The 24,098-nt window shown below is 63.8% G+C and carries 22 protein-coding genes; 11 read left to right on the top strand and 11 right to left on the bottom strand.

Features of this window, described 5'->3' with window-relative positions; translation table 11 throughout:
• Positions 1-41: 41 nt before the first annotated feature.
• Positions 42-1,274, bottom strand: coding sequence for a branched-chain amino acid ABC transporter substrate-binding protein (locus VRZ08_RS08720; RefSeq protein WP_414532310.1), 1,233 nt, complete (start codon positions 1,272-1,274; stop codon positions 42-44).
• 242 nt (positions 1,275-1,516) lie between these two features.
• Positions 1,517-2,362, bottom strand: a complete 846-nt coding sequence (locus VRZ08_RS08715) for a uroporphyrinogen-III synthase (RefSeq protein ID WP_414532309.1) — start codon at positions 2,360-2,362, stop codon at positions 1,517-1,519.
• A 131-nt stretch (positions 2,363-2,493) separates the two neighbouring features.
• Between VRZ08_RS08715 and purU the strand changes: the two genes are divergently transcribed.
• The gene (purU, locus tag VRZ08_RS08710) at positions 2,494-3,357 is read left to right on the top strand and encodes a formyltetrahydrofolate deformylase (protein ID WP_107346704.1); all 864 of its coding nucleotides are present in this window, start codon (positions 2,494-2,496) and stop codon (positions 3,355-3,357) included.
• 3 nt (positions 3,358-3,360) lie between these two features.
• Here the strand turns inward: purU and VRZ08_RS08705 are convergent, their stop codons facing one another.
• A complete protein-coding gene (locus VRZ08_RS08705) occupies positions 3,361-3,948 on the bottom strand; it encodes a DUF2939 domain-containing protein (protein WP_414532308.1) in 588 nt (195 codons plus the stop codon).
• Positions 3,949-4,002: 54 nt separating this feature from the next.
• The gene (locus VRZ08_RS08700) at positions 4,003-4,299 is read right to left on the bottom strand and encodes a hypothetical protein (protein ID WP_414532449.1); all 297 of its coding nucleotides are present in this window, start codon (positions 4,297-4,299) and stop codon (positions 4,003-4,005) included.
• A gap of 340 nt (positions 4,300-4,639) precedes the next feature.
• On the opposite strand from VRZ08_RS08700, the gene VRZ08_RS08695 reads away from it, so the two are divergent.
• The 6 genes from VRZ08_RS08695 to VRZ08_RS08670 all read left to right on the top strand — a co-directional run bounded on the left by VRZ08_RS08695 (position 4,640) and on the right by VRZ08_RS08670 (position 10,504).
• Positions 4,640-5,818, top strand: coding sequence for an ABC transporter substrate-binding protein (locus VRZ08_RS08695; RefSeq protein ID WP_414532307.1), 1,179 nt, complete (start codon positions 4,640-4,642; stop codon positions 5,816-5,818).
• A gap of 150 nt (positions 5,819-5,968) precedes the next feature.
• Positions 5,969-6,835 carry a branched-chain amino acid ABC transporter permease gene (locus VRZ08_RS08690; RefSeq protein ID WP_164573241.1) on the top strand — a complete coding sequence of 289 codons (867 nt, stop codon included), beginning with the start codon at positions 5,969-5,971 and terminating at the stop codon, positions 6,833-6,835.
• Positions 6,835-7,863, top strand: coding sequence for a branched-chain amino acid ABC transporter permease (locus VRZ08_RS08685; RefSeq protein WP_414532306.1), 1,029 nt, complete (start codon positions 6,835-6,837; stop codon positions 7,861-7,863). Before VRZ08_RS08690 ends, VRZ08_RS08685 begins: the two co-directional genes overlap by 1 nt.
• Entirely contained in the window at positions 7,860-8,612 is a 753-nt protein-coding gene (locus tag VRZ08_RS08680) for an ABC transporter ATP-binding protein (protein ID WP_414532305.1), read from the top strand. Before VRZ08_RS08685 ends, VRZ08_RS08680 begins: the two co-directional genes overlap by 4 nt.
• Positions 8,613-8,650: 38 nt before the next feature.
• A complete protein-coding gene (locus VRZ08_RS08675) occupies positions 8,651-9,367 on the top strand; it encodes an ABC transporter ATP-binding protein (protein ID WP_264053227.1) in 717 nt (238 codons plus the stop codon).
• A gap of 15 nt (positions 9,368-9,382) precedes the next feature.
• Positions 9,383-10,504, top strand: a complete 1,122-nt coding sequence (locus tag VRZ08_RS08670) for a cobalamin-independent methionine synthase II family protein (RefSeq protein WP_414532304.1) — start codon at positions 9,383-9,385, stop codon at positions 10,502-10,504.
• Positions 10,505-10,731: 227 nt separating this feature from the next.
• Here VRZ08_RS08670 and VRZ08_RS08665 read toward each other — a convergent pair whose 3' ends face one another.
• The 6 genes from VRZ08_RS08665 to VRZ08_RS08640 all read right to left on the bottom strand — a co-directional run bounded on the left by VRZ08_RS08665 (position 10,732) and on the right by VRZ08_RS08640 (position 16,972).
• Entirely contained in the window at positions 10,732-11,436 is a 705-nt protein-coding gene (locus VRZ08_RS08665; protein WP_414532303.1) for an ABC transporter ATP-binding protein, read from the bottom strand.
• Positions 11,429-12,220, bottom strand: a complete 792-nt coding sequence (locus tag VRZ08_RS08660; protein WP_414532302.1) for an ABC transporter ATP-binding protein — start codon at positions 12,218-12,220, stop codon at positions 11,429-11,431. The genes VRZ08_RS08665 and VRZ08_RS08660 overlap by 8 nt, the downstream gene beginning before the upstream one ends.
• A complete protein-coding gene (locus VRZ08_RS08655; protein WP_107356686.1) occupies positions 12,217-13,161 on the bottom strand; it encodes a branched-chain amino acid ABC transporter permease in 945 nt (314 codons plus the stop codon). The genes VRZ08_RS08660 and VRZ08_RS08655 overlap by 4 nt, the downstream gene beginning before the upstream one ends.
• Positions 13,162-13,164: 3 nt before the next feature.
• A complete protein-coding gene (locus VRZ08_RS08650; protein ID WP_414532301.1) occupies positions 13,165-14,037 on the bottom strand; it encodes a branched-chain amino acid ABC transporter permease in 873 nt (290 codons plus the stop codon).
• Positions 14,038-14,205: 168 nt separating this feature from the next.
• Positions 14,206-15,387, bottom strand: a complete 1,182-nt coding sequence (locus VRZ08_RS08645) for an ABC transporter substrate-binding protein (RefSeq protein WP_414532300.1) — start codon at positions 15,385-15,387, stop codon at positions 14,206-14,208.
• Positions 15,388-15,661: 274 nt separating this feature from the next.
• Complete coding sequence (locus VRZ08_RS08640) at positions 15,662-16,972, bottom strand: UDP-glucose dehydrogenase family protein (protein ID WP_414532299.1); 1,311 nt, start codon at positions 16,970-16,972, stop codon at positions 15,662-15,664.
• Between the two features lie 210 nt (positions 16,973-17,182).
• Here VRZ08_RS08640 and VRZ08_RS08635 point away from each other — a divergent pair, with 210 nt between their 5' ends.
• The 4 genes from VRZ08_RS08635 to VRZ08_RS08620 all read left to right on the top strand — a co-directional run bounded on the left by VRZ08_RS08635 (position 17,183) and on the right by VRZ08_RS08620 (position 22,496).
• Positions 17,183-18,535: a hypothetical protein gene (locus VRZ08_RS08635; RefSeq protein WP_164573095.1), complete on the top strand. Its 1,353-nt coding sequence runs from the start codon at positions 17,183-17,185 to the stop codon at positions 18,533-18,535.
• Between the two features lie 64 nt (positions 18,536-18,599).
• Positions 18,600-19,796, top strand: a complete 1,197-nt coding sequence (gene metK, locus VRZ08_RS08630) for a methionine adenosyltransferase (RefSeq protein ID WP_107345697.1) — start codon at positions 18,600-18,602, stop codon at positions 19,794-19,796.
• A gap of 238 nt (positions 19,797-20,034) precedes the next feature.
• A complete protein-coding gene (gene ahcY, locus VRZ08_RS08625) occupies positions 20,035-21,444 on the top strand; it encodes an adenosylhomocysteinase (RefSeq protein WP_414532298.1) in 1,410 nt (469 codons plus the stop codon).
• Positions 21,445-21,734: 290 nt separating this feature from the next.
• The gene (locus tag VRZ08_RS08620; RefSeq protein ID WP_414532297.1) at positions 21,735-22,496 is read left to right on the top strand and encodes a sce7726 family protein; all 762 of its coding nucleotides are present in this window, start codon (positions 21,735-21,737) and stop codon (positions 22,494-22,496) included.
• Here the strand turns inward: VRZ08_RS08620 and VRZ08_RS08615 are convergent.
• Positions 22,493-23,551: a beta family protein gene (locus VRZ08_RS08615; protein ID WP_414532296.1), complete on the bottom strand. Its 1,059-nt coding sequence runs from the start codon at positions 23,549-23,551 to the stop codon at positions 22,493-22,495. The genes VRZ08_RS08620 and VRZ08_RS08615 overlap by 4 nt on opposite strands.
• Positions 23,552-24,098 lie beyond the last annotated feature (547 nt).

Raw genomic sequence — 24,098 nt, 5'->3', positions numbered from 1 at the left:
CGTGAATGCCCGGCACGAGGCCGGGCATGACGGGGTGAGGCTTACGGCCGGTCCATCTTGCAGGTGGTCGGCAGCATGGTCTGAGCGGTGTCGATCTTGGCGACCTGCTTCCAGCCCCAGCCGGTCTTTTCTTCATCGAACTGGCCGGCCGGAATGTCACCGAACGACGAGATGTAGATCGGCTGGAAGAACTGGTGGTCGTCCTTCCGCATGATGCCTTCGCCGCCGTCCAGCACTTCGAACTTCATGTCTTCGAGAGCCTGGGCGACCTTCACCGGATCCAGCGACTTGGCCTTTTCGGCCGCGGCCGCGAACATCCGCATCTCGTTCACGGCGCGCGGATACCACAGGCTCAGGTCGACCTTGGCGCGGAACGCCTTTTCGAAGTCCTGCGACGGCTTGTGCTCGACGTTGGCGAAGCCTTCGGTGATCTGGAACACCTGATGGTTGAGGCCGGTCTGCTTGATCGCGGTCGGGCCACCGGCGCCGCCGGCGTAGTAGGTGTACCAGCTCACCTTGAGGCCGGCGTCGGCGGCCGCCTTCAGCAGCAGCGCGATGTCCTGGCCCCAGTTGCCGGTGACGACGGTGTCGGCGCCGGACGCCTTGATCTTGGCGACGTAGGGCGCAAAGTCGGAGATCTTGAGCAGCGGATGCAGTTCGTCTCCGACGATCTGGATGTCCGGACGCTTCTTGGCCAGCATCGCCCGGGCCTGGGTCCGTACCGACTGACCGAAGGAGTAATCCTGGTTGATCAAATAGACCTTTTTGATCGCCGGGACGTCCTTCATGTAGTTGGTGAGCGCTTCCATCTTGATGTCGGAGTTGGCGTCCCAGCGGAAGTGCCAGAAGCTGCACTTTTCGTTGGTCAGTACCGGATCGACCGCGGCGTAATTGAAGTACAGAACTTCCTTGCCGGGGTTGCGCTCATTGTACTTGGTGAGGAAGTCGGACAGCGCGCCGGCGACCGACGAGCCGTTGCCCTGGGTCACGTAGCGCACGCCGGCGTCGATCGCCTTCTGCGCCTGGATCAGACTTTCCTGCGGATTGGTCTTGTTGTCGAGCGGAACGATCTCGACCTTCTTGCCGAGGATGCCGCCCTTGGCGTTGAGCTCGTCGGCGAGATATTGGAAGGTCTTGAGGCCGCCTTCGCCGACGCTGGCGCCGCCGCCGGACAACGGATCGATGTAACCGATCTTGACGGTCTCTTGCGCCATCGCAACCGATCCGAACATCGGCAGCGCGATAGCGACGGCTGCAAGCAGAGCTTTACGCATTTAGCAGTCCTCCCTGAAAACTTTGTTCGTTAGATCGTTGTTTCGGTGTTAGCCCAGATCAGTCGTGCGTTTCAACCGCCCTTTGCTGACGATTAGTTAATAAACACCGGCTCAGTCTTTGGTCGGTAGCTAGTTGCCGAGCGCCGCATCATGCCGTCCAAAAGATGGACGACGCCTCCGGTCCAAATTCCGTGCAGTGGAACCGGACGATCGAGTGGGCCGAGTGTGGAAGACGTGGCGCATCAACCTGTCGCGGTGTTGCGAGGCTTGCATCCACCAAGTGCGACGATCATCGCGCTGATCAGCGGTTTCATGAAGAACGCCTCATTGGCAGGGGTGATGGTCGGCGCGAAGCCGTGCGCGGCGAGTTCCTCCGTGACCACCGGGCCGACCGAGGCGATCGGCGTACGGCTCAATCCCTCGCGCAGGCGGTCTTCGCAGGCGTGTGCGCGGGCGACGTCGAACAGCCGCCGCACCTGACCGGAACTGGTCAGCGCCAGCGCGTTGACGCGGCCTTGCGCCATCTCCTCGACGGCCGTGACGACGGTCTGTTCGGCCGCGCGCGCGTCGTAGGCATAAGGCAGCACCGCATCGATGGTCGCCCCTTGCGCCGTGATGGCATCGAGCAGCGCGTCGTGGTCACGTTCGGGATAGAGCTGAACGCCGATCCGGTGGCCCGCGAGATCATAGCGTTTCAGGGTGGCAGCGACGCCTTCGGAGGTCGGCGCTTCGGCGGTCACCTGCGGCTCCAGCCCGATCTCGCGTAGGGCGCGGCCCGGCTTCGGTCCGCGGATGAAGGTTCGCGTCCGGCCCACGGCAGCGACGAAAGACTGTTCGCGGTCGGTCGCGCGGGCAAGCTTGGTCAGGCGCCGCAGCCCTTCGCCGGTCAGCAGCACCAGATCGTCGAACGGCGCGGCGATCATCCGGTCGATCCAGGCCGAGACCGGGGCCGGGTCGGGCGCATCGCGGATTTCGAACATCGGGCACTGCAGGACGTCGGCGCCCTGTTCAGCCAGCAGCCGGGCGAACTGAGCCTCCTCGCGCGTCTCCAGGATCAGGATACGGGTGCCTTGGAGCCGTTCGGCCATGCAGTCTCGCCCTTCGCCCATTGTCGGGGCATCTTGCGCCGGTCTCCGGGATTGGCGCAAGCGATGCGGCGATGCTACAGCAGGGCACCGCAACGAGTTCCAGCGCCGTCGGCGCTGCCGCCCAGATCGCCATGCCCCATCATCAGTATGTCCTGACTCTGTCGTGCCCGGATCGCGCCGGGATCGTCTCCGCGGTGAGCACGTTTCTGTTCGAGAACGGGCAGAACATTCTCGACGCGCAGCAATACAACGATACCGAGAGCGGCCACTTCTTCATGCGGGTGGTGTTCAACGCCGCCGAGAAGGTGATTCCGCTCGCGTCGCTGCGGACCGGCTTCGGCGTGATCGCTGCCAAGTTCACGATGGGCTGGCACATGCGGGACCGGGAGACCCGGCGCAAGGTGATGCTGCTGGTGTCGCAGTCCGACCACTGTCTGGCGGACATTCTGTATCGCTGGCGGGTCGGCGACCTGCACATGATCCCGACCGCGATCGTCTCCAACCACCCGCGCGAGACCTTCAGCGGATTCGATTTCGGCGACATCCCATTCTACCACTTCCCGGTGAACAAGGAGACGCGGCGGCAGCAGGAGGCGGCGATTACCGCGCTGATCGCCCAGACTCACACCGATCTGGTGGTGCTGGCGCGCTACATGCAGATCCTGTCGGACGAGATGTCGGCGCGGCTCGCCGGCCGCTGCATCAACATCCACCACTCGTTCCTGCCCGGCTTCAAGGGTGCGAAGCCGTACCACCAGGCGTTCGACCGCGGCGTCAAGCTGATCGGCGCCACCGCTCATTACGTCACCAGCGCGCTCGACGAGGGCCCGATCATCGATCAGGACGTCGAACGCATCAGCCATCGCGACACCCCGGCCGATCTGGTGCGCAAGGGCCGCGATATCGAGCGCCGGGTGCTGTCCCGAGCATTGCACTACCACCTCGACGACCGTGTGATCCTGAACGGTCGCAAGACGGTGGTGTTCACCGACTGAGGCCTACTTCACCGGCAGCGTCGCGGCGAGCTCGCGGGCGACGCGGCTCGGCAGCACCAGGCCGGCGAGCTGCCAGCCCGAGCCGGCGAAGTGCAGCCGGATTTCGCTGTAGCTATCGGCATCGGTGGTGTCGCTGATCCGTACCGCGAACTCGACCGGCTCGACGAAGCGGAACCGGCCGAGCGTCGCCAGCACGTTCTTGGTGTCGATGGTGCCGAGCTGCGGAAGGCCGGCGATCGGCGGCAGGTCCTGAACGCCGTCCAGCTTTCCGGTCTTCAGCAGCTGCGTCAGATGGTCGGGCGTCAGCATCTTGGCGATCATCGCGTCGGCGATGCCGAGGCCGGCGGCGCGCACCAGCATGCGCTCGGAGGGACGGATCTCGCGGGTCTGCCCGATCCGTTCGAGATAGGCCGCGACGATCTGGTCGGCCAATGACTGCGTCAGCGATTTGACGTCGGTGCGGGCGATCACGCCGGCGCCGTCGCCGCTGCGCACCGCGTCTGCAAGGTTGCCGAGCGAGGCGACTGCGGAGCCGACATAGACGATGACCAGGATGATGAGCGCGGCGAGGCCGCCGAACAACCAGCGCATGATGGTCCAAACTCCGAGAGACGCGGGAGTCGAGGACGACCGCTGGCGTTCGTCCTATCGGGCCGGCGCGCCCGCGGGCGGTTGTCCGGTTTCGGCGGCCTTTGCCGCTTCGAGCTTTTCCCGCTCGGCCGCCGGCATTTTCCGGAGCCGTTCCTGCTCCTTCATATAGGCGTCGTACCTGGCGGTACCAGGGCGCGGCGGGGCGTCCGCCGGCAGTCCGCCGGCCCACTGCGGCACATAGTCCGCCATTCCGGTGGTGAGCGCGCTGTTGATCGAGCCGCAGCCCGTCAGCGCGCCCAGCATCAACACGGCGCACGCTAAGCGCAGTCCCCGAACCAACCCAACTCGCATCGATACATCTCGCTTCGTCGTCACCGGCAGAAGGCGCCGGCCCGGCTGTCTACCGCGTTCGGACGATCGCTCCAAACCCGCACCGCTATTGGATAACAGCATACCTGATATCGCACCATCATTTCAGTTTCCGTGGCAATGATATGGCCAAGCCTGCGGCGGAACCGTGGACGTCGGATCGTCGGCAATCTCGCTGTCGTCGGCCGGTGGGACATCATCCGGCGCCTCGACGTGTCGCCCGCCGACCATCGCGCGCTTCGTGAGACAGCGCGGCGCCGCGTCGGCTAAGGTGGGATGGGCCATAAGCCTCGACAAAGAGGCAAGGGAAAAGGAAACACTCATGCGGATGGGCAGACGAACGCTGTTGCAGGCAGCTTGCATCGCACTGGCAGGCGCCGCGCCGATCGCGGTGGCGCACGCCGAGGACACCGTGAAGATCGGCCTGATCGTGCCGATGACCAGCGGCCAAGCGTCGACCGGCAAGCAGATCGACAACGCCATCAAGCTGTATATCAAGCAGAATGGCGACACCGTCGCCGGCAAGAAGATCGAAGTGATCCTGAAGGACGACGCCGCGGTGCCGGACAACACCAAGCGGCTCGCGCAGGAACTGATCGTCAATGACAAGGTCCACGTCATCGCCGGCTTCGGCATCACCCCCGCTGCATTGGCCGCGGCGCCACTCGCCACTCAGGCGAAGGTGCCCGAAGTGGTGATGGCGGCCGGCACCTCGATCATTACCGAGCGTTCGCCCTACATCGTCCGCACCTCGTTCACGCTGCCGCAGTCCTCGACTGTGATCGGCGACTGGGCGGTGAAGAACGGCATAAAGAAGGTGGTGACGCTGACGTCCGATTACGCGCCCGGCAACGACGCGCTGGCTGCGTTCAAGGAGCGCTTCACCGCCGGCGGCGGCCAGATCGTTGAAGAGGTCAAGGTGCCGCTCGCCAATCCGGACTTCGCGCCGTTCCTGCAGCGCGCCAAGGACTCAAAACCGGACGCGATGTTCGTGTTCGTGCCGGCCGGGCAGGGCGGCAACTTCATGAAGCAGTTCGCCGAGCGCGGCCTCGACAAGTCGGGCATCAAGGTGATCGGTCCCGGCGACGTTATGGATGACGACCTGTTGAACAGCATGGGCGATGCCGCGATCGGCGTGGTCACCGCCCACATCTACTCGGCGGCGCATCCGTCGGAGAAGAACAAGGCGTTCGTCGCGGCTTACAAGAAGGAATTCGGCCAGCGGCCGGGCTTCATGGCGGTCGGCGGCTACGATGGCATCCACTTGATCTACGAAGCGCTGAAGAAGACCGGCGGCAAGGCCGACGGCGACTCGCTGATCGCCGCGATGAAGGGCATGGCCTGGGAGAGCCCGCGCGGCCCGATCTCGATCGATCCCGACACCCGCGACATCGTCCAGAACGTCTACATCCGCAAGGTCGAGAAGGTCGACGGCGAGCTCTACAACGTCGAGTTCGACAAGGTCGACGCGGTCAAGGACCCGGGCAAGACGAAGAAGTAAGCGACCGCGCGCTCCGGATTGAATGTTGTCATTCCGGGGCGCGCGAAGCGCGAACCCGGAATCCATAACCCCTGCAGGGAGTATGGATTCCGGGCCTGCGCCCCAAGAGGGGCGCATCCCGGAATGACGAACGCTGATGATTGAATCGCGATGACCCTGCTCACCATCCTGTTCGACGGCGTTGCTTACGGCATGCTGCTGTTCGTGCTCGCGTGCGGGCTGGCGGTGACGCTGGGCCTCATGAATTTCGTCAATCTCGCGCACGGTGCCTTCGCGATGGCCGGTGGCTATGTCTGCGCGGTGCTGGTCAATCGCGCCGGTTGGCCGTTCTTCGCTGCGCTGCCGCTCGCCTTCCTCGCCAGCGCCGCGATCGGCGCGGTGCTGGAGCGGCTGCTGTACCGGCATCTCTACACCCGCTCCCATCTCGATCAGGTGCTGTTCAGCGTCGGGCTGGTGTTTATGTCGGTCGCCGCAGTCGACTACATCATGGGCTCGTCGCGGGTGTTCATGCAGCTGCCGGAGGCACTGCAGGGGCAGATCGACCTGTTCGGCGTCGGCATCGGCCGCTACCGGCTGATGATCATCGTGATCTGCGGCCTTCTGACCGTCGGCCTGCAACTGACCCTAGCGAAGACACGGTTCGGCAGTCGGCTGCGCGCCGCGGTCGATGATCCGCGCGTCGCATCCGGCCTCGGCATCAACGTGCCGCAGGTGTTCGCGCTGACCTTTGCGTTCGGCTGCGGGCTGGCCGGCTTCGGCGGTGCGCTGAGCGCCGAGATCCTCGGGCTCGATCCGTATTTCCCGCTGAAGTTCATGATCTACTTCCTGATCGTCGTCACCGTCGGCGGCTCCTCTTCGATCACCGGGCCTTTCCTTGCCTCGCTGCTGCTCGGCATCGGCGACGTCGCCGGCAAATACTATCTGCCCAAGCTCGGCCCGTTCGTGATCTACACCATCATGATCGTGATCCTGATCTGGCGTCCCAATGGCCTGTTCGGCCGCACCGCGGCGCGCTGATGAGCATGTCGACTCCTCCCGAAATTGTCGGCTTCCACGCCCGCCGTACCGCGCGATGGCACTGGTCTGAATTGGCGTTCTGGGCCGTGTTGATCGGCTGCGGCCTGCTGTTTCCGTCGCGCTATCTGATCATGACCGAGATTGTGCGGCTCGGCCTGTTCGCACTGTCGTTGGATCTGATCCTCGGCTATGCCGGCATCGTGTCGCTCGGCCACGCAGCATTCTTCGGTGTCGGCGCCTATAGCGCAGGCCTGCTGGCGCTGCACGGCATCGTCGGCGAGCCGGTGCTGGCGCTGCTGGTCGCAGGCCTCGCCGCCGCTGTGCTCGGCTTCGCCACTAGCTTCCTGGTTATTCGCGGCGTCGATCTCACCCGGCTGATGGTGACGCTCGGCATCGCGCTGCTGCTCGAAGCGCTGGCGGAGCGGTTCTCCAACATCACCGGCGGCACCGACGGCCTGCAGGGGATCGTGATGCAGCCGCTGCTCGGCATCTTCGAGTTCGACATCTTCGGCAAGGTCGGGTTCTGGTACACCGTTGCAGTCCTGTTTGTGCTGTTCCTGCTGGCGCGCCGGGTGGTGCATTCGCCTTTCGGCTTGAGCTTGCGCGCGATCCGCAACAACCCGCTGCGCGCCTCGGCGGTGGGCATCCCGGTCAACAGCCGGCTGGTCGCGATCTACACTTTCGCGGCGTTCTACGCGGGGATCGCCGGCGCGCTGTTTACCCAGACCACCCAGCTCGCCTCGCTCGACGTGTTCTCGTTCGAGCGTTCGGCTGATCTGATCCTGGTGCTGGTGCTCGGCGGCACAGGTTATCTGTATGGCGGACTGATCGGCGCGGTGGTGTTCAAGCTACTGCAGGAGACCTTCTCGATCCTTACGCCGCAATACTGGCTGTTCTGGATCGGCCTGGTGCTGGTGGTGATCGTGCTGATCGGCCGCGAGCGGCTGCATCGCTGGGTGCTGTTCCTGCCGCGTGCGATTGCGCGCGCGGTGCGCGGCGGTAAGCCGGCGGCGGGAGGCGCGAAATGACCCTGGCGCTGCAAACCATCGGGCTGGAGAAGCACTTCGGCGGGCTCAACGTCACCCGCAACCTGTCGCTCAGTGTCGAAGCCGGCGCGCGCCATGCCCTGATCGGTCCCAACGGCGCCGGAAAGACCACGGTGATCAATCAGCTCACCGGCGTGCTCAAGCCCAACGGCGGGCGCATCCTGCTCGAGGGCCACGACATCACCCATATGCCCGTACATAAGCGGGTGCTGCGCGGGCTGTCGCGCACCTTCCAGATCAACCAGCTCTATGCCGACCTGACGCCGCTCGAGACCATCGGGCTTGCCGTGTCGGAGCGCTCCGGCCATGGCGGCGACTGGTGGCGGCGGATGGGCACGCGCACCGATATCAACGGCGAGATCGCCGAGAACCTCGAGCGCTTCAAGCTGCTCGACGTGATGAACGAGCCGACCGGCACGCTGCCCTATGGCAAGCAGCGGCTGCTTGAGATCGCGGTAGCGATCGCTACCAAGCCGCGGGTGCTGCTGCTCGACGAGCCTGCCGCGGGTGTGCCGGAGAGCGAGCGCCACGACATTCTCGCCGTGGTCGCCGGCCTGCCGCGCGAGGTGACGGTGCTGCTCATCGAGCACGACATGGACCTGGTGTTTTCCTTCGCCGACCGCATCTCCGTGCTGGTCTCCGGTGCGCTGCTGACCGAAGGCACGCCTGAAGAGGTTGCGCGCGATCCGCAGGTCAAGGCGGTGTATCTCGGCGAGGATGCCCATGTCTGAGCTCGTAATGTCTGGACGCGAAATGCCTGAGCTGGCCAATGTCTGACCTGCTCGCGATCGACAAGCTCCGCGCCGGCTACGGCGAGGCGGTGGTGCTGCCGTCGATGTCGCTGCGTCTTGCCGAAGGCGAAGTGCTCGCGCTGCTCGGCCGCAACGGTACCGGCAAGACCACGCTGATCAACTCCATCGTCGGCGTCACCCGCCGCTTCTCCGGCACCATTGCGGTCGGCGGCGTCGATGTCACCGCGCTGCGCCCGGATCAGCGGGCGCGCGCCGGCATTGGGTGGGTGCCGCAGGAGCGCAACATCTTCAAGTCCCTCACCGTCGAGGAGAACCTCACCGCGGTGGCGCAGCCGGGGCCGTGGACGGTGGCGCGGGTGTACGAGATGTTTCCGCGGCTGGAGGAGCGCCGCAGCAATTTCGGCAATCAGCTCTCGGGCGGCGAACAGCAGATGCTGGCGATCGGCCGTGCGCTGACGCTCAATCCTAAGGTGCTGCTGCTGGACGAGCCGACCGAGGGCCTCGCGCCGATCATCGTTGACGAATTGCTAACCGCGCTCGGCACCATCACCCGCTCCGGCGGCATCTGCTCGATCATCGTCGAGCAGAACGCGCGAAAAATCCTCCAGCTCGCGGATCGGGTTGTGATATTGGAACGCGGCGCGATCGTGCATGATGCGGCGAGCGCGGCGCTGAAGGATGATGCCGCAACGCTGGAACGCTATCTGGGCGTCTCCGGCGGAGCCAAGAGCTGACTTTGGGGAGTGACAATGACGCAAAGAACAAAGCCACCGTTCCGCGCCGACGAGGTCGGCAGCCTGCTGCGGCCGCAGAAGATCAAGGAAGCCCGCGCCAAGCTGGAGAAGGGCGAGATCACCGCCGCCAATCTGCGCGAGATCGAGGATATGGAGATCGAGAAGGTCGTCCATAAGCAGTCGGCGATCGGGCTGAAGCTCGCGACCGACGGCGAGTTCCGCCGCTCATGGTGGCACTTCGACTTCCTGAGCCATCTCACCGGCTGTGAGCTCTACCATCCCGACACCGGCATTCAGTTCGCCGGCGTGCAGACCCGCAACGATTCGATCCGCGTCATCGGCAAGCTCGACTTCCCCGATGACCATCCGATGCTCGATCACTTCCGCTTCCTCAAGAAGCACGCCGACATCGCGCATGTGACGCCGAAGATGACCATTCCGTCGCCGGCCGTGCTGCACTTCCGCGGCGGCCGCAAGGCGATCTCCAGCGAGGTCTATCCGGATCTCGACGGCTTTTTCCAGGATCTCGCCAAGACCTATCGCAAGGCGGTGAAGGCGTTCTACGACGCCGGCTGCCGCTATCTGCAATTCGACGACACCGTGTGGGCGTATCTGTGCTCACAGGACGAATTGCAGAAGGCGCGTGCCCGCGGCGACAATCCGGACAATCTGCAGCAGATCTATGCGCGGGTGATCAACTACGCGATCGCCGATCGGCCGGCCGACATGGTGATCACCACCCACGTTTGCCGCGGCAATTTCCGTTCGACCTGGATTTCGTCCGGCGGCTACGAGCCGGTGGCGGAGACGCTGCTCGGCGGCATCAACTGCGATGGCTACTTCCTGGAATACGATTCCGAGCGCGCCGGCGGGTTCGAGCCGCTGCGTTTCCTGCCCAAGGGCAACAAGGTCGTGGTGGTCGGCGTCATCACCTCGAAGTTCGGCGAGCTGGAGAGCAAGGACGCGATCAAGCGCCGGCTTGAAGAGGCGTCGAAATTCGTGCCGCTCGACCAGCTCGCGCTGTCGCCGCAATGCGGCTTCGCCTCGACCGAAGAGGGCAACATCCTGTCCGAGCAGGAGCAGTGGGACAAGCTCCGCCTCGCGGTGGAAGTGTCCTGGGACGTCTGGGGCAAGTAAGCGTCTCGTTCCAACCTTTGGATCTGCTTGATGGCCGGGCTTGTCCCGGCCATTTGCGTATCTAGGAGACACCGTCATTCCGGGGCGCTCGCGAAGCGAGCGAACCCGGAATCCAGGAGTTATGGTGATGTCGGGGCTCGACAGCTCCAGATTCCGGGTTCGCGCTCCGCGCGCCCCGGAATGACGGTGTGGGGGAGGGAGACTGACGACGCGCCTATCGCCTGCCGTCAATCAATCCCCAGATACGCCGCCTTCACCTTCGGATCGGTGAGCAGCTCCGCGGCGGGGCCGGCGTGAACGATGCGGCCGGTTTCGATCACGTAGCCGCGGTCGGCGATTTCGAGGGCGGCCGCGGCGTTCTGTTCGACCAGCAGGATGGTGATGCCACTGTTGCGCATCGCAACCACGGCGTCGAGGATCTGGTCGACCAGGATCGGCGAAAGCCCGAGCGAGGGCTCATCGAGGAGCAGCAGCTTCGGCTGGCCCATCAGGGCGCGGCCGATCGCCAGCATCTGCTGCTGGCCGCCGGACAGGCCGCTGGCTTGCTGGTCGCGCTTGTCCTTCAGGATCGGAAACATCGAATAGACGCGCTCGCGGTCGGCCTCGATGCCGTCGTCCTTGCGCAAATAAGCGCCGAGCCTGAGATTGTCGGCGACACTGAGCGGGCCGAAGATCTGGCGCCCCTCCGGCGACTGCGTGATGCCGAGGCCGACGCGCTTGTGCGGCGCCAGCTTATCGATGCGTTGGCCGAGAAACCGGATTTCTCCGCCGGACACCGGCTGCACGCCGGACAGCGCCCGCAGCAGCGTTGTCTTGCCGGCGCCGTTGGAGCCGATCAGCGCGACGACTTCGCCGGCACGCACCTCGAGGCCGATGCCTTTGAGGACGTCGATCCGGCCGTAGCCGCTGTGCAGGTCCTTTACCTCAAGCACGCGCCGCCTCCCGCGCCCCGTGGCGTCCGAGATAGGCTTCCGCCACCAGCGGATTGTGCCGCACCTCGTCGGGCGTGCCCTCGACCAGCATCCGGCCCTGATTGAGCACCAGGATGCGATGCGAGATCTTCATCACCAGCTTCATGTCGTGTTCGACCAGCACCACCGCGATGCCCTGGTCGGCGACGCGGCAGATCAGGCGGTCGATTTCCTCGGTCTCGACCGAATTGCACCCGGCTGCCGGCTCGTCGAGCAGCAGCACTCGCGGTTCGGCGGCGAGCGCGCGGGCGATTTCCAGCCGCTTGCTGGCGCCGTAGGACAGCGATCCGGCGGCGACGTCGGCGACGTCGGCGACGTCGCGTAGGCCGACCTGATCGAGGAGCATCAGCGCTGCCGCGCGGGTGGCGCGGTTCTGCCGCGTCACCGAGGGCAGGCGCAGTAGATCGGCAAACAGGCTGCAGCGCTCCTGCAGATGCCGACCGACCATCACGTTTTCGGCGGCGGTCATGCGGTGGAAGATCTGCAGGTTCTGGAAGGTGCGCGATAGCCCGCGGGTGGCGAGTTCGTCCGGCGGCAAGCCGGTGACGTCGCGGCCGTCCAGCTCGATCCGGCCGTGATCGGCGGCGTACATGCCGGAGACGACATTGAACAGCGTGGTCTTGCCGGCGCCGTTCGGGCCGATGATCGACAGGATTTCGCCGGGCGCCACCGTGAAGCCGACGCCGTCGATCGCTTTGACGCCGCCGAATGCGATGCCGACATCGCTGACCTTCAGAAGCGTCATCGCCGCGCCCTCATGGTCAGCTTTGCCAGCATCGGCACCATGCCGTCGCGCATGAAGATCATCGACACGATGATGATCAGGCCGAGCAGGAAATGCTCATAATCCTGAAACACCGTCAGCAGTTGCGGCAGCACCACCAGCACCGCGGCGCCGACGATACTGCCGACGATCGAGCCGAGGCCGCCGAGCACCACCATCGTCACCAGCTCGACCGAATGCAGGAAGCCCGCCTGATCCGGATTGACGAAGCCGTTCATCATCGCCAGCGCCGAGCCGGCGATCGAGGCGTACACCGCCGCGATGACGAAGGCCTGCAGCTTGAAGCGCTCGACGTGCACGCCGGCGGTGCGCGCGGCGATCTCGCTGTCATGCAGCGCCCGGAAGGCACGTCCGGTGGGTGTGTCGTCGAGGTTGAGCGCGAACCAGGTGCCGATCAGCAGCAGCCCCGCCGTGATCCAGTACCAGGTGTTCGAGCCGGAGACGCGCCAGCCGAACAGACTGAGCTTCGGCACCGGCATGCCGTCAGGCCCCCCGGTCCAACCGCTCTCGGTGGTGATCACCATCGCCACCAGCACGCCGAGCCCGAGCGTGGCGATGGCGAGGTAATGCCCCTTCAGCCGCAGGATGGGGCGGCCGACCAGAAAGGCGAGCAGGGCGGAGAGCAGGGCGCCGACCAGCACCGCGAGCAGCGCGTTGAGGCCTAAATGCGCCGGTCCGATCGCCACCGCATAAGCGCCGATGCCGAAGAACCCGGCATGGCCGAGGCTGACTTGGCCGGCCTTGCCCATCAGAATGTTGAGCCCGATCGCCGCAAGCGCCGACACCCAGACCAGCGAGGCGACCCGAAAGTAATAGCTCGATGGAAACAGCAGCGGCAGCACCGCCATCACGACGGCGAGCGTGACCAGAATGACGGACCGGCGTCCGAACAGGTTCAGCATCACTCAAACCCGCTCGACGGTGCGACGGCCGACCAGCCCCTGCGGCGCGACGAACAGCACGGCGAGGATGACGATGAAGGCGATGGCGTCCTTATAGGTCGACGACACGTAGCCGGCGCCGAACGATTCCAACAGGCCCAGCAACAGGCCGCCGATCACGGCGCCGAGCGGATTGCCCATGCCGCCGAGCATCGCGGCGGCAAAGCCTTTCAGCGCCAGCAGCGTGCCGACGTCGTAGCTGGTCAGGGTGATCGGGGTGATCAGGATTCCGGCGATGGCGCCGATCGCGGCCGAGCCGCCGAAGGCGAGCGCCATCACGGTGGCAACGTTGACGCCGACCAGCCGCGCCGCGAGCCGGTTGGCGGCGGTGGCGACCACCGCCTTGCCGATCAGCGTCCGCTCCATCACGTAGTACAGCGTCACCACCACCAGCGCCGCGCCGCCGAGCACCCACAGGCTCTGCGGCTGAATCACCGCGCCGAGCAGGTGGATCGGCATGTCGCCGGAGAAGGCCGGCAGCTTGTGGAATTGCTTGTCGAACACGATCTGGGCCGCGCCGCGCAGCAGGATCGAGGCGCCGATGGTGATGATAATCAGCGATACCGCGGAGGCGCCGCGCGCCGGCGCGATCGCCAGCCAATACAGCAGCAGCCCGACCACCACGGCGACGATCACCGCGACCAGGGCTGCCAGCGGTAGCGGCACGCCAGCCGCGTACGCAAACACGGTGACCATACCGCCGAGCATGACGAATTCGCCCTGGGCGAAATTGACGACATCGGAGGCGTGATAGACCAGCGTGAAGCCGAGCGCGACCAGCGCATACACCGCTCCGACCGTCAGCCCCGAGATCAAGAATTGCAGCAGTTCGGACATGGCGCCGGAGTGACTTTCAGATCGATTGAACGCGCGGCAGATCGCCCAGAGCTCTCGTCATTCCGGGGCGCGCGTGAAACGCGCGAACCCGGAATCCAGAAGTTGTTAGCTCGAGATTCCGGGTTCGCGGGCTGGCGCCCGCGCCCCGGAATGACATCCGAGTTTTGATCAGCTTCCCGGCTGCACCAGCATCCAATCGCCGTTCTTGACCTCGAGCATCCGGAACGCCGACAGGTCGAGGCCGAGGTGGTCGGTCGGCGACATGGTGACGATGCCGCCGGTGCCGACGAAGCCCTTGGTGGCTTCGATCTCGTCGCGCACCTTCTTCGGATCGGTCGACTTCGCCCGCTTCATCGCATCCACCAGGATGTAAAGGCCATCGTAAGCGTGGCCGCCGAAGGTCGAGACCGGCTGCTTGGTGGTGTCTTCGTAGGTCGCCTTGTACTCGGTGACGACCTTCTTCTGAGGATCGTTATCCGGCAGCTTGTCGGCGACGAGCAGCGCGGCAGCAGGCAGCCGCACGCCTTCCGCCGCCGGGCCGGCGAGCTCGATGAAGCTCTTCGAGGCGACGCCGTGGCTCTGGTAGAACGGCGTCGACGACATGCCGAGCTGCGCGTAGTTGCGGGTGACGATCGCTGGGCCCTGGCCGAAGCCGGGATTGACCACCGCCTCGACGCCCGGAGCGGCCTTGATCTTGGTGAGCTGCGCCGTCATGTCGCTGTCGCGCGGGCCGTAGGTTTCTTCGGCCACGATGCTGACGCCGTAGTTCGGCGCGACTTTGAGGCACTGCGCCCGCATTGACGAGCCGAAGCCGTCGGTGCCAGAGATCATCGCCACCTTGGTGAATTTACGCGCCTTGATGTTCTCGAAGATTTTCTCGCACGCCATCTTATCGGTGTGCGGGGTCTTGAACACGTATTTGCGGACCGGATCGATGATTTCGACCGCGCCGGCAAACGAGATGAACGGGATCTGCGCTTCCTCGAACACCGGGATCATCGCCATCGTGGTGCCGGTGGTCGAGCCGCCGATCATCGCCACCACCTTGTCGTCCTCGACCAGGCGGGTGGCGAAAGTGCGCGCCTTGTTGGCGTCGCCGCCGTCGTCATAGACGACGAGTTCGATCTTCTTGCCGTCGACGCCGCCCGCGGCGTTGATCTTTTCGACATACATCTTCAGCGTCTTGTCCTCGGGATCGCCGAGGAACGACGCGGGGCCTGTGATCGACAGCACCGAGCCGAGCTTGATGGTGGATTGCGCCAATGCGCCGTGCATCAGCGAGAAGCTGGACAACGCCAGAGCCGTCGCGCCGACGGCGACGCTGCGCAGGACATGCGTGTAGCGAGACATGAATCTGTTTCCTCCGTTGCAGGCTGCGCTTCTTGCGAGCGTCTTTGGCCTGATCCAATCCCGGTGCCTTGTATACGACGCCGACCGCGCCGATCGCACCTTATGCTTTCTGCTGATCGTAAAGCTTAACCGAACGGTCGGTCAATAGTGTTGCGCAAGGGCGCGCGACCGCGACCGCTGGTGCGGCGCGATCAGCAAGCAGGATGGAGATCGGAGAGGCGGGTGCCGTGCCGCCGCGGCCGGCGCTAAGAAATCAGCAGCGCCGGCGGCGTAACTACGCGTCGCCGCGGCCGACGCTGTGATAGTCGAAGCCGTGCTCGGCCATTTCGGCGGGACGGTAGATATTGCGCAGGTCGACGACGATCGGCTGGGCCATTGCGGCTTTCAGCCGCGGCAGATCGAGCGCGCGGAATTGCACCCACTCGGTGACGATCACCAGCGCGTCGGCGCCCTTGGCGCAGTCGTAGGCGTCTTCGCAATAGGTGATATCCGGCAGCTCCGCCTTGGCCTGCGCCATGCCGGCGGGATCGAACGCCTTCACCCGGGCGCCCATGTCGGTCAGCCCGGTGACGAGCGGAATCGACGGCGCTTCGCGCATGTCGTCGGTGTCCGGCTTGAAGGTCAGGCCGAGCACCGCGATGGTCTTGCCGCGCATGTTGCCGCCGAGCGCGTGTGAGACCTTGCGAGCCATTGCACGCTTGCGGTTGTCGTTGACGGCGAGGACCGCTTCGACGATCCGCACTGGCACGTCGTGGTCATGGGCAGTCTGCACCAGCGCGCGGGTGTCCTTGGGAAAGCACGAGCCGCCGAAGCCGGGGCCGGCGTGGAGGAATTTGGAGCCGATCCGGTTGTCCATGCCGATGCCGCGGGCGACGTCCTGGACGTCGGCGCCGACCTTCTCAGCGAGGTCGGCCATCTCGTTGATGAAGGTAATCTTTGTCGCCAGGAACGCGTTGGCGGCGTATTTGATCAGCTCGGCGGTGCGCCGCGCGGTGTACATCAGCGGGCCCTGGTTCAGCGACAGCGGGCGGTAGATCTCGCCCATCACCTTGCGGGCGCGCTCGTCGGCCGTGCCAATCACGATCCGGTCGGGGAACTTGAAGTCGCGGATCGCGGCGCCCTCGCGCAGGAATTCGGGGTTCGAAGCTACCGCCGCGTCGGCCGTGGGATTGGTCTCGCGGATCAGCCGCTCGACCTCGTCGCCGGTGCCGACTGGGACCGTCGACTTGGTCACCACGACAGTGAAGCCCTTTAGGGCAGCGGCGATTTCTTTTGCAGCCGCATACACATAGGACAGGTCGGCATGACCGTCGCCGCGACGCGACGGAGTTCCAACGGCGATGAACACCGCGTCCGCTTCGCCCACCGGGGCGGTCAGATCGGTGGTGAAGTCGAGCCGCCCGGCCTTGACGTTGGCTGCGACCAGCTCGTCAAGTCCCGGTTCGTAAATGGGAATTTCGCCCCGATGGAGGGCCGCGATCTTGCCGGCATCCTTGTCGACGCAGGTCACCTGGTGGCCGAAGTCCGCAAAGCAAGCCCCAGACACCAACCCCACATAACCCGTCCCGATCATCGTGATGCGCATCGCTCAATCCGTTCCGTAGGCTACCGAGCCGTTCCAGGGCTCGCCCGCCTCTTAGCAGATGGGTTGCTGTTTCCCAATGACAGACTATTAGGCGCTTAATCGGATTTGCACCGATTTATCGATGGTACTCATCTCATCGTCGCCCTTCCGGCGGTGGGAAATGCGTGCTAAGGGACTTCACCGAAGTGGAACTGCCCACCCCGCCGTTGCATGAATAACGACCAGCTTCTCAACCGGATATCGGACTATTGCCGTCAGGCCGGGATGGCCGAGACGACGTTCGGCCGGCGTGCGGTCAATGACGGCAAGCTGGTGTACCGGCTGCGCGAGGGTAAACGCATCACACTGGACACTCTGGAGCGGATTGAGGCGTTTGTTGCTGCTGGGCTGGGCGTTGCGCCGCCGCCGCGGGGGCTGGTGGTGCCGCTGGAGCGGCGGGACCCGCGCAGCAACTTCCGGTTCTTCGAGAACCGCCAGAAATATCTATTGTTTGTCCACACTTGCGGGGAAAAGCGGGTGGTGGCGGACCGCGTCGCGCTGGAGCTCGCCAACATCCACCCGCGCCCGCCCGCACTGCGCGTGTTCGATGCGGGGTGCGGCGACGGGACGGTGCTGGCGCGCGTGTTGCGCGCGATGCATGGGCGGTTTCCCCAGATACCGTTCTACGTCTCCGGCAAGGAGCTCAGCGTCGAAGACCTGCGGCTGACGCTCGACAAGGTGCCGGACCGGCTGTTCGAGCACCCGGCCTCGGTGTTCGTGTTCACCAACATGAACTATGCCGAGGCGCCCTGGCTGACGCCGGCGTCCTCCGCGGCCGCCGCCGGGATGATCTGGCACGAGGTGGCGCTGCGCGGCGGCTCTTCGGGCGAATTCGAGACCCAGATCGCCGAGCTGGCGCCGTTCCTGCAGGACAACTGGCGCGCCAATGTCAGCCCCCGCACCGGGATGCCGGTGTACGAGCGCCCGGTCGCGATCGTGCTGTACCGCGAGGACCACCGCTTCCTGCTCGACGCCGTGATCCCGCGCGCCGGCCGCACCGAGGCCAATTTCGACCTGATCATCGCCTCGCAGCCCTACCGGGCGAAATCATCCGTCAACTTCCGGGCCAAGCGGATCATCGCGCCGCTGGCCCGCGCGCTGCGCCCCGGCGGCCGGCTGATCGGCATCCATTCCCACGGCCACGATCCCGGATTGGAAATCGTCCAATCGATCTGGCCGGACGAGAACCCGTTCTCGGTCAGCCGCCACGAATTGTTGCGCGCGGTCAAATACGAGCTCGGCTCGGCTGGTAGAGACCTGAACTTCAATGCCTATGCCGATAACCGCTCGATCTTTCGCTACGATATGGAGGCTTTGCCCAATGAGGTCACCGGACCGATCGGCAATTCGACGGCCTTTGCAGCATGGAATGCCGCGGTGTATGTCGCGCAGATCGAGGACGACCGGCTCACGGAAGTGACCCGGGACGGCCAGTACTTGGAAGCCACCAGAGAAGTTCTGCGCAAGCACAGCGGTCTCTGGTTCAACGACGAATCCTACGTCATCTCGCGCAGGCGCGACTGACATCTCTCAGGATAGGTATCTTTCACGAAAACACCGCCGGGGTCCGGCGGACAAGGGGTTGGTGATGCGCGCGTCTTATATGTTCACGAGTGAGTCCGTGTCCGAAGGCCATCCGGACAAGGTCTGCGACCGGATTTCCGACGAGATCGTCGATCTGTTCTACCGCGAAGGGCCGAAGGCCGGGATCGATCCGTGGGCGATCCGTGCCGCCTGCGAAACGCTGGCGACCACCAATAAGGTGGTGATCGCCGGCGAGACCCGCGGCCCGGCCTCGGTCACCAACGAGCAGATCGAGCACGTGGTCCGCGAAGCCATCAAGGACATCGGCTACGAGCAGGACGGCTTCCACTGGAAGACCTGCGATATCGAGATCCTGCTGCATCCGCAGTCGGCCGACATCGCGCAGGGCGTCGACGCGCTGCAGCCCGGCACCAACAAGGAAGAGGGCGCCGGCGACCAGGGCATCATGTTCGGCTACGCCACCAACGAGACGCCCGACCTGATGCCGGCGCCGATCTTCTACGCCCACAAGATCCTGCGGCTGATCTCGGAAGCCCGCCACTCCGGCAAGGAGAAGGTGCTCGGTCCGGACTCTAAGAGCCAGGTGACCATCCAGTACGAGAACGGCAAGCCGCAATACGTCCGCGAGATCGTGGTGTCGCATCAGCACCTCGTCGAGGATCTGACCTCGAACCAGGTTCGCGACTGCGTCGAGCCGTATGTGCGCCAGGCGCTGCCCGCCGGCTGGATCACCGACAAGACGATCTGGCACATCAACCCGACCGGCAAGTTCTTCATCGGCGGCCCGGATGGTGACTCCGGCCTCACGGGGCGCAAGATCATCGTCGATACTTACGGCGGCGCGGCCCCGCATGGCGGCGGTGCGTTCTCCGGCAAGGACCCGACCAAGGTCGACCGCTCGGCAGCCTATGCGGCGCGCTACCTCGCCAAGAACGTCGTCGCCGCCGGCCTCGCCGACAAGTGCACCCTGCAGCTCGCCTACGCGATCGGCGTGGCGCGCCCGCTGTCGATCTACATCGACACCCACGGCACCGGAAAGGTCGCCGAGGACAAGCTCGAGACCATCGTGGCGGAGGTGATGGACCTGACCCCGCGCGGCATCCGCACCCACCTCGACCTCAACAAGCCGATCTACGCCCGGACCTCGTCCTACGGCCATTTCGGCCGCACCCCGGACGCCGACGGCGGCTTCTCCTGGGAGAAGACCGATCTTGCCGACGCCATGAAGCGTGCGGTGTAACTAGAGCGATACCCGCCCTCTCAACCTCTCCCCGCCTGCGGGGAGAGGTCGACCGCGAAGCGGTCGGGTGAGGGGGCGCTTCAGCGCAGCCGAGCCTCTCGGCCTCGCGGCGACGCGCCCCGCCCCCCCCCCGCCCCCCCCCCCGGGGGAGAGGGAGCGCAAATGCACTGCCTCAAACTGCCCGATTCAGTTCGTAGTGCTCAGTTCGACTGACACAGACATCAGGAAACCCATCCGCATGACCGCCAAGTTCACCGATTACATCGTCAAGGACATCGGCCTCGCCGAGTTCGGCCGCAAGGAGATCTCGCTGGCCGAGACCGAAATGCCGGGCCTGATGGCGACCCGCGAGGAATACGGCCCGAAGCAGCCGCTGAAGGGCGCCAAGATCGCCGGCTCGCTGCACATGACGATCCAGACCGCGGTGCTGATCGAGACGCTGGTGGCGCTCGGCGCCGAGGTGCGCTGGGTGTCGTGCAACATCTATTCGACCCAGGACCACGCCGCCGCCGCGATCGCCGCTGCCGGCATTCCGGTGTTCGCCGTCAAGGGCGAGACGCTGAAGGATTACTGGGACTACACCGCCAAGCTGTTCGACTGGTCGGACGGCGGCACCCCGAACATGATCTTGGACGACGGCGGCGACGCCACCATGTTCGTGCATCAGGGCCTGCGCGCCGAGAACGGCGACACCATGTTCCTCGATCAGCACAATTCGGAAGAAGAAGAGATCTTCTTCGCGCTGATCAAGCGCATCCTGAAAGAAAAGCCGAAGGGCTACTTCGCCACGCTCGCCAAGAACATCAAGGGCGTGTCGGAAGAGACCACCACGGGCGTGCATCGTCTGTACGACATGGAGAAGGCCGGCAAGCTGCTGTTCCCGGCGATCAACGTCAACGACTCGGTCACCAAGTCGAAGTTCGACAACCTCTATGGCTGCCGTGAATCGCTGGTCGACGGCATCCGCCGCGGCACCGACGTGATGCTGTCGGGCAAGGTCGCGATGGTCGCCGGCTTCGGCGACGTCGGCAAGGGCTCGGCTGCTTCGCTGCGCCAGGCCGGCTGCCGCGTGATGGTGTCGGAAGTCGATCCGATCTGCGCCCTGCAGGCGGCGATGGAAGGCTATCAGGTGGTGACCATGGAAGACGCGGCGCCGATCGCCGACATCTTCGTCACCGCCACCGGCAACAAGGACATCATCACCATCGACCACATGCGCGCGATGAAGGATCGCGCCATCGTCTGCAACATCGGCCACTTCGACAACGAGATTCAGGTCGCGCACCTGAAGAACCTGAAGTGGGACAACATCAAGCCGCAGGTCGACGAGATCACCTTCCCGGACGGCAAGCGGATGATCCTGCTGTCGGAAGGGCGCCTGGTGAACCTCGGCAACGCGATGGGTCACCCGAGCTTCGTGATGTCGGCGTCGTTCACCAACCAGACGCTGGCGCAGATCGAGCTGTTCCAGAACCAGGGCAAGTACGACAAGAAGGTCTACGTGCTGCCGAAGACGCTGGACGAAAAGGTCGCCCGCCTGCACCTCGCCAAGATCGGCGTCAAGCTCACCGAGCTGCGCAAGGACCAGGCCGACTACATCGGCGTCAAGGTCGAGGGCCCGTTCAAGGCGGATCACTACCGGTATTGATAGGGGTAGGCGGCGGTCGTGCGTTGCGCGGCCGCTGCTACTCCTCAGAGCGTCATGGCCGGGCCTGATCCGACCATCCATCGAGAAACAAAGCCCCAGAGTAACCTTTCCGGTGCGTTTTACTGAATAGACAAGTGCTAATCCGATACTCAGGATGGGCATAGCCTCGCTGGCACGGCACTCCATGATTCGTCATGGACTGTACTTATCGGCGTTGAAAACCTCGCTGCAAGCCTTTAGATGCGAGCGAGTCTAAGGCGCGGTCAACCGAAAGCCCTTTGAGTTCCTGTATGGTCAGCGCAGTCCAGGCCGAGAAAAGGATGAAGGCGGCGGTGATTGATCGCCTGCTCGAAGGGCAGCGCGTGGACGATGACTCGGTTCTAATTTCGGAGATGACTGTAGCCAACTGGACGAGACGCGCTGACATAGTTTTAGCGAATGGAAGACTCTGGGCATTCGAGATTAAGTCTGAAGCCGATAGGCTCGTTCGGTTGCCTGGACAGGTTAATACGTTTGCGGCTCATTTCGAGAAGCTAACAATTGTGGTGGCCCCTCGCTTTGAGGCGCAAGTCCGGGAAATGTTACCCGATGGTGTTGGCCTTTGGGTCGAAGAGAGTGACGGGTGTCTCAAGGAGCGTGTCCGTTCTAGAGCTCTTCCATTGAAATTGGACGCGGCGTTATCATTGATGACTGCCGCAGACTTGAGGGGATTTTTGAGTTGCAACGGAGTGAGGTACATCAAAGGCGCACCACGTGCGATCCTTGAGGAGATGGCGAACGAGTTTCCGGTGGTTGACCTTGCAAATGCAGCGCGGGAGGCCGTCAAGCAGAGATTTCGTAGGAGCCATCGTGCATTTGTTGAGCGTCGGGCCAGTGTAGGTACTCTGGCAGCAATCGACGCATTACGTCGATTTGATCAAAAGAAAGCCAAGCAGAATGACGCTGTGCTTCCTCTTTTCCCTTTGCCAGAGTTAGAGTTGGCGAACGATCATCCTCTGTTGTTCGAGGCACCTGCCGGTCGAGTTCTCAAGCGCCGTCTTAGTCGGGCTTAGTTGTCGTCATCAAATTCGTCTTCGGCCAAGTGTTCGGCGGCTTCATTTTGTCGCTCAATGTGCATATTCACCCGCGCAGCGATCCAATTTGAAGGCGCTCTAAATCCAGCAGGTGTCGTGCAGGCATCGGCCGTTTGTCTGATAATACTGGCTCCCCACGCCATGTCGCAGAATGCCTCATCCCAGTCAGGGGAGGTTACGATACTATCGGCACACGCTACGTACCCACCATTGTCTGTCCGGCGTCTTTCGTAGAGCCATGCTCCCTCGAGGCAATAGTCGATGCGGGGAACAAAACGGCTTATGGAGGGTTCAAAGGGCTCAGGGTAAATTGCGGCGTGGTCGCCGTATATTGCGACTTCATCGCCTCCAATGCGGGCATGAAAATCTCTTTCAAGTATTTCCAGTGTACCGCGCTGGTCGCCAAATGCGGAGACGGCTTTCGGAAAACTGGAGGCCATTACAACAATACGAGCGCTTTCGTCGATGGTCCGCAGGGCTGAGATAACTCGAAGCGCTTCTTGCTCCTTTATGGCGAAGGACGGACGCACATAGCCAAAATCTAAGACGATCATCACGTTGTTTACGTCATCGACCGCAGATAGAGCCGCCTGCAGCAACGGCAAGTCCTGAGCAGGGCGTTTCGCTCGGATAGCAACAACCTGATGGTCGTTTTCAATTTGAAGAACTTGCCGGACAAATGGCCGTTCAGCGACGTTGTCTCTGAGGAGGGCGGCCGGGGTCAGTTGCTTGTCGCCCGTAAACAGGTTGCGCCAAGCGGCATAATTGCCCGCAGGATCGCGAAGTGCGTCGAAACCGCTGCACTGTTGCCCTGGGTTAGAATTCAAATCGACGAAGCCCTCTCCTCCGATGGTGTTCCGGATTGTTTCGAGGATCCGCTCCGGTTGGTCTAATTGTCCGAGTTTGCCGAGAGACACTAACGGCCGGATGCGTTGCTTAGTGGAGGTTCTCAGATGCTGGTAACCCTTCAATTCGGCTTGACGAGATCGGATCGTCGGAAAGTAATTAATTGTATCCAAATCGTCTGGAGTCATGCTGTGTTCCCTAGTCAGGTTTAGGGCGGGGACGTCTGCGAGGCGCCCCGGGCGCTGAGCTAACTAATTCAAGTACGGCTCGGAAAGAGGTGGCGACGTTATTGGCTGACGCGCTCCACTCTGCAGCTTGGCTGCGTGATGCCGCCAACTCGGTCTCAAGAGCTCGTATTGCTGTCCGCTGAGACGAATAGAGCGCCGCAAACGCAATGCTCAGAGCCCAGCCCGCTCCAGCAGCAATCCCAAGTAGTATAATCGGGCTACTCCAGATGATCGCTGCAACGCTCACGATGCCACAAAGAAGCCCTCCTACTGCAATGGTAGCTCCTAGCCATGTACCTTCGCTCAAATCGGGTGGCTTGGAGGGCATTGCATCGAAGCTCATAAGTCTGCCGTCGAATAAGCTAACCTGTCGCAGGCACGAAATGCAATCATGGATTGTGCATTTTTGAGATAATGCTACTATTGGATGCGTATTAGTGGCGAGGCTGATTTATCGTTTCCGAGCATTCTGCGCCAAGCAGCCCGTAGGGCGGATTAGCGTAGCGTA

Source organism: Rhodopseudomonas sp. G2_2311, from assembly GCF_047501505.1.
Classification (GTDB): Bacteria; Pseudomonadota; Alphaproteobacteria; order Rhizobiales; family Xanthobacteraceae; genus Rhodopseudomonas; species Rhodopseudomonas palustris_H.
The sequence above is the reverse complement of the archived record's forward strand: the minus strand, read 5'-3'. Positions and strand labels throughout refer to the sequence as shown.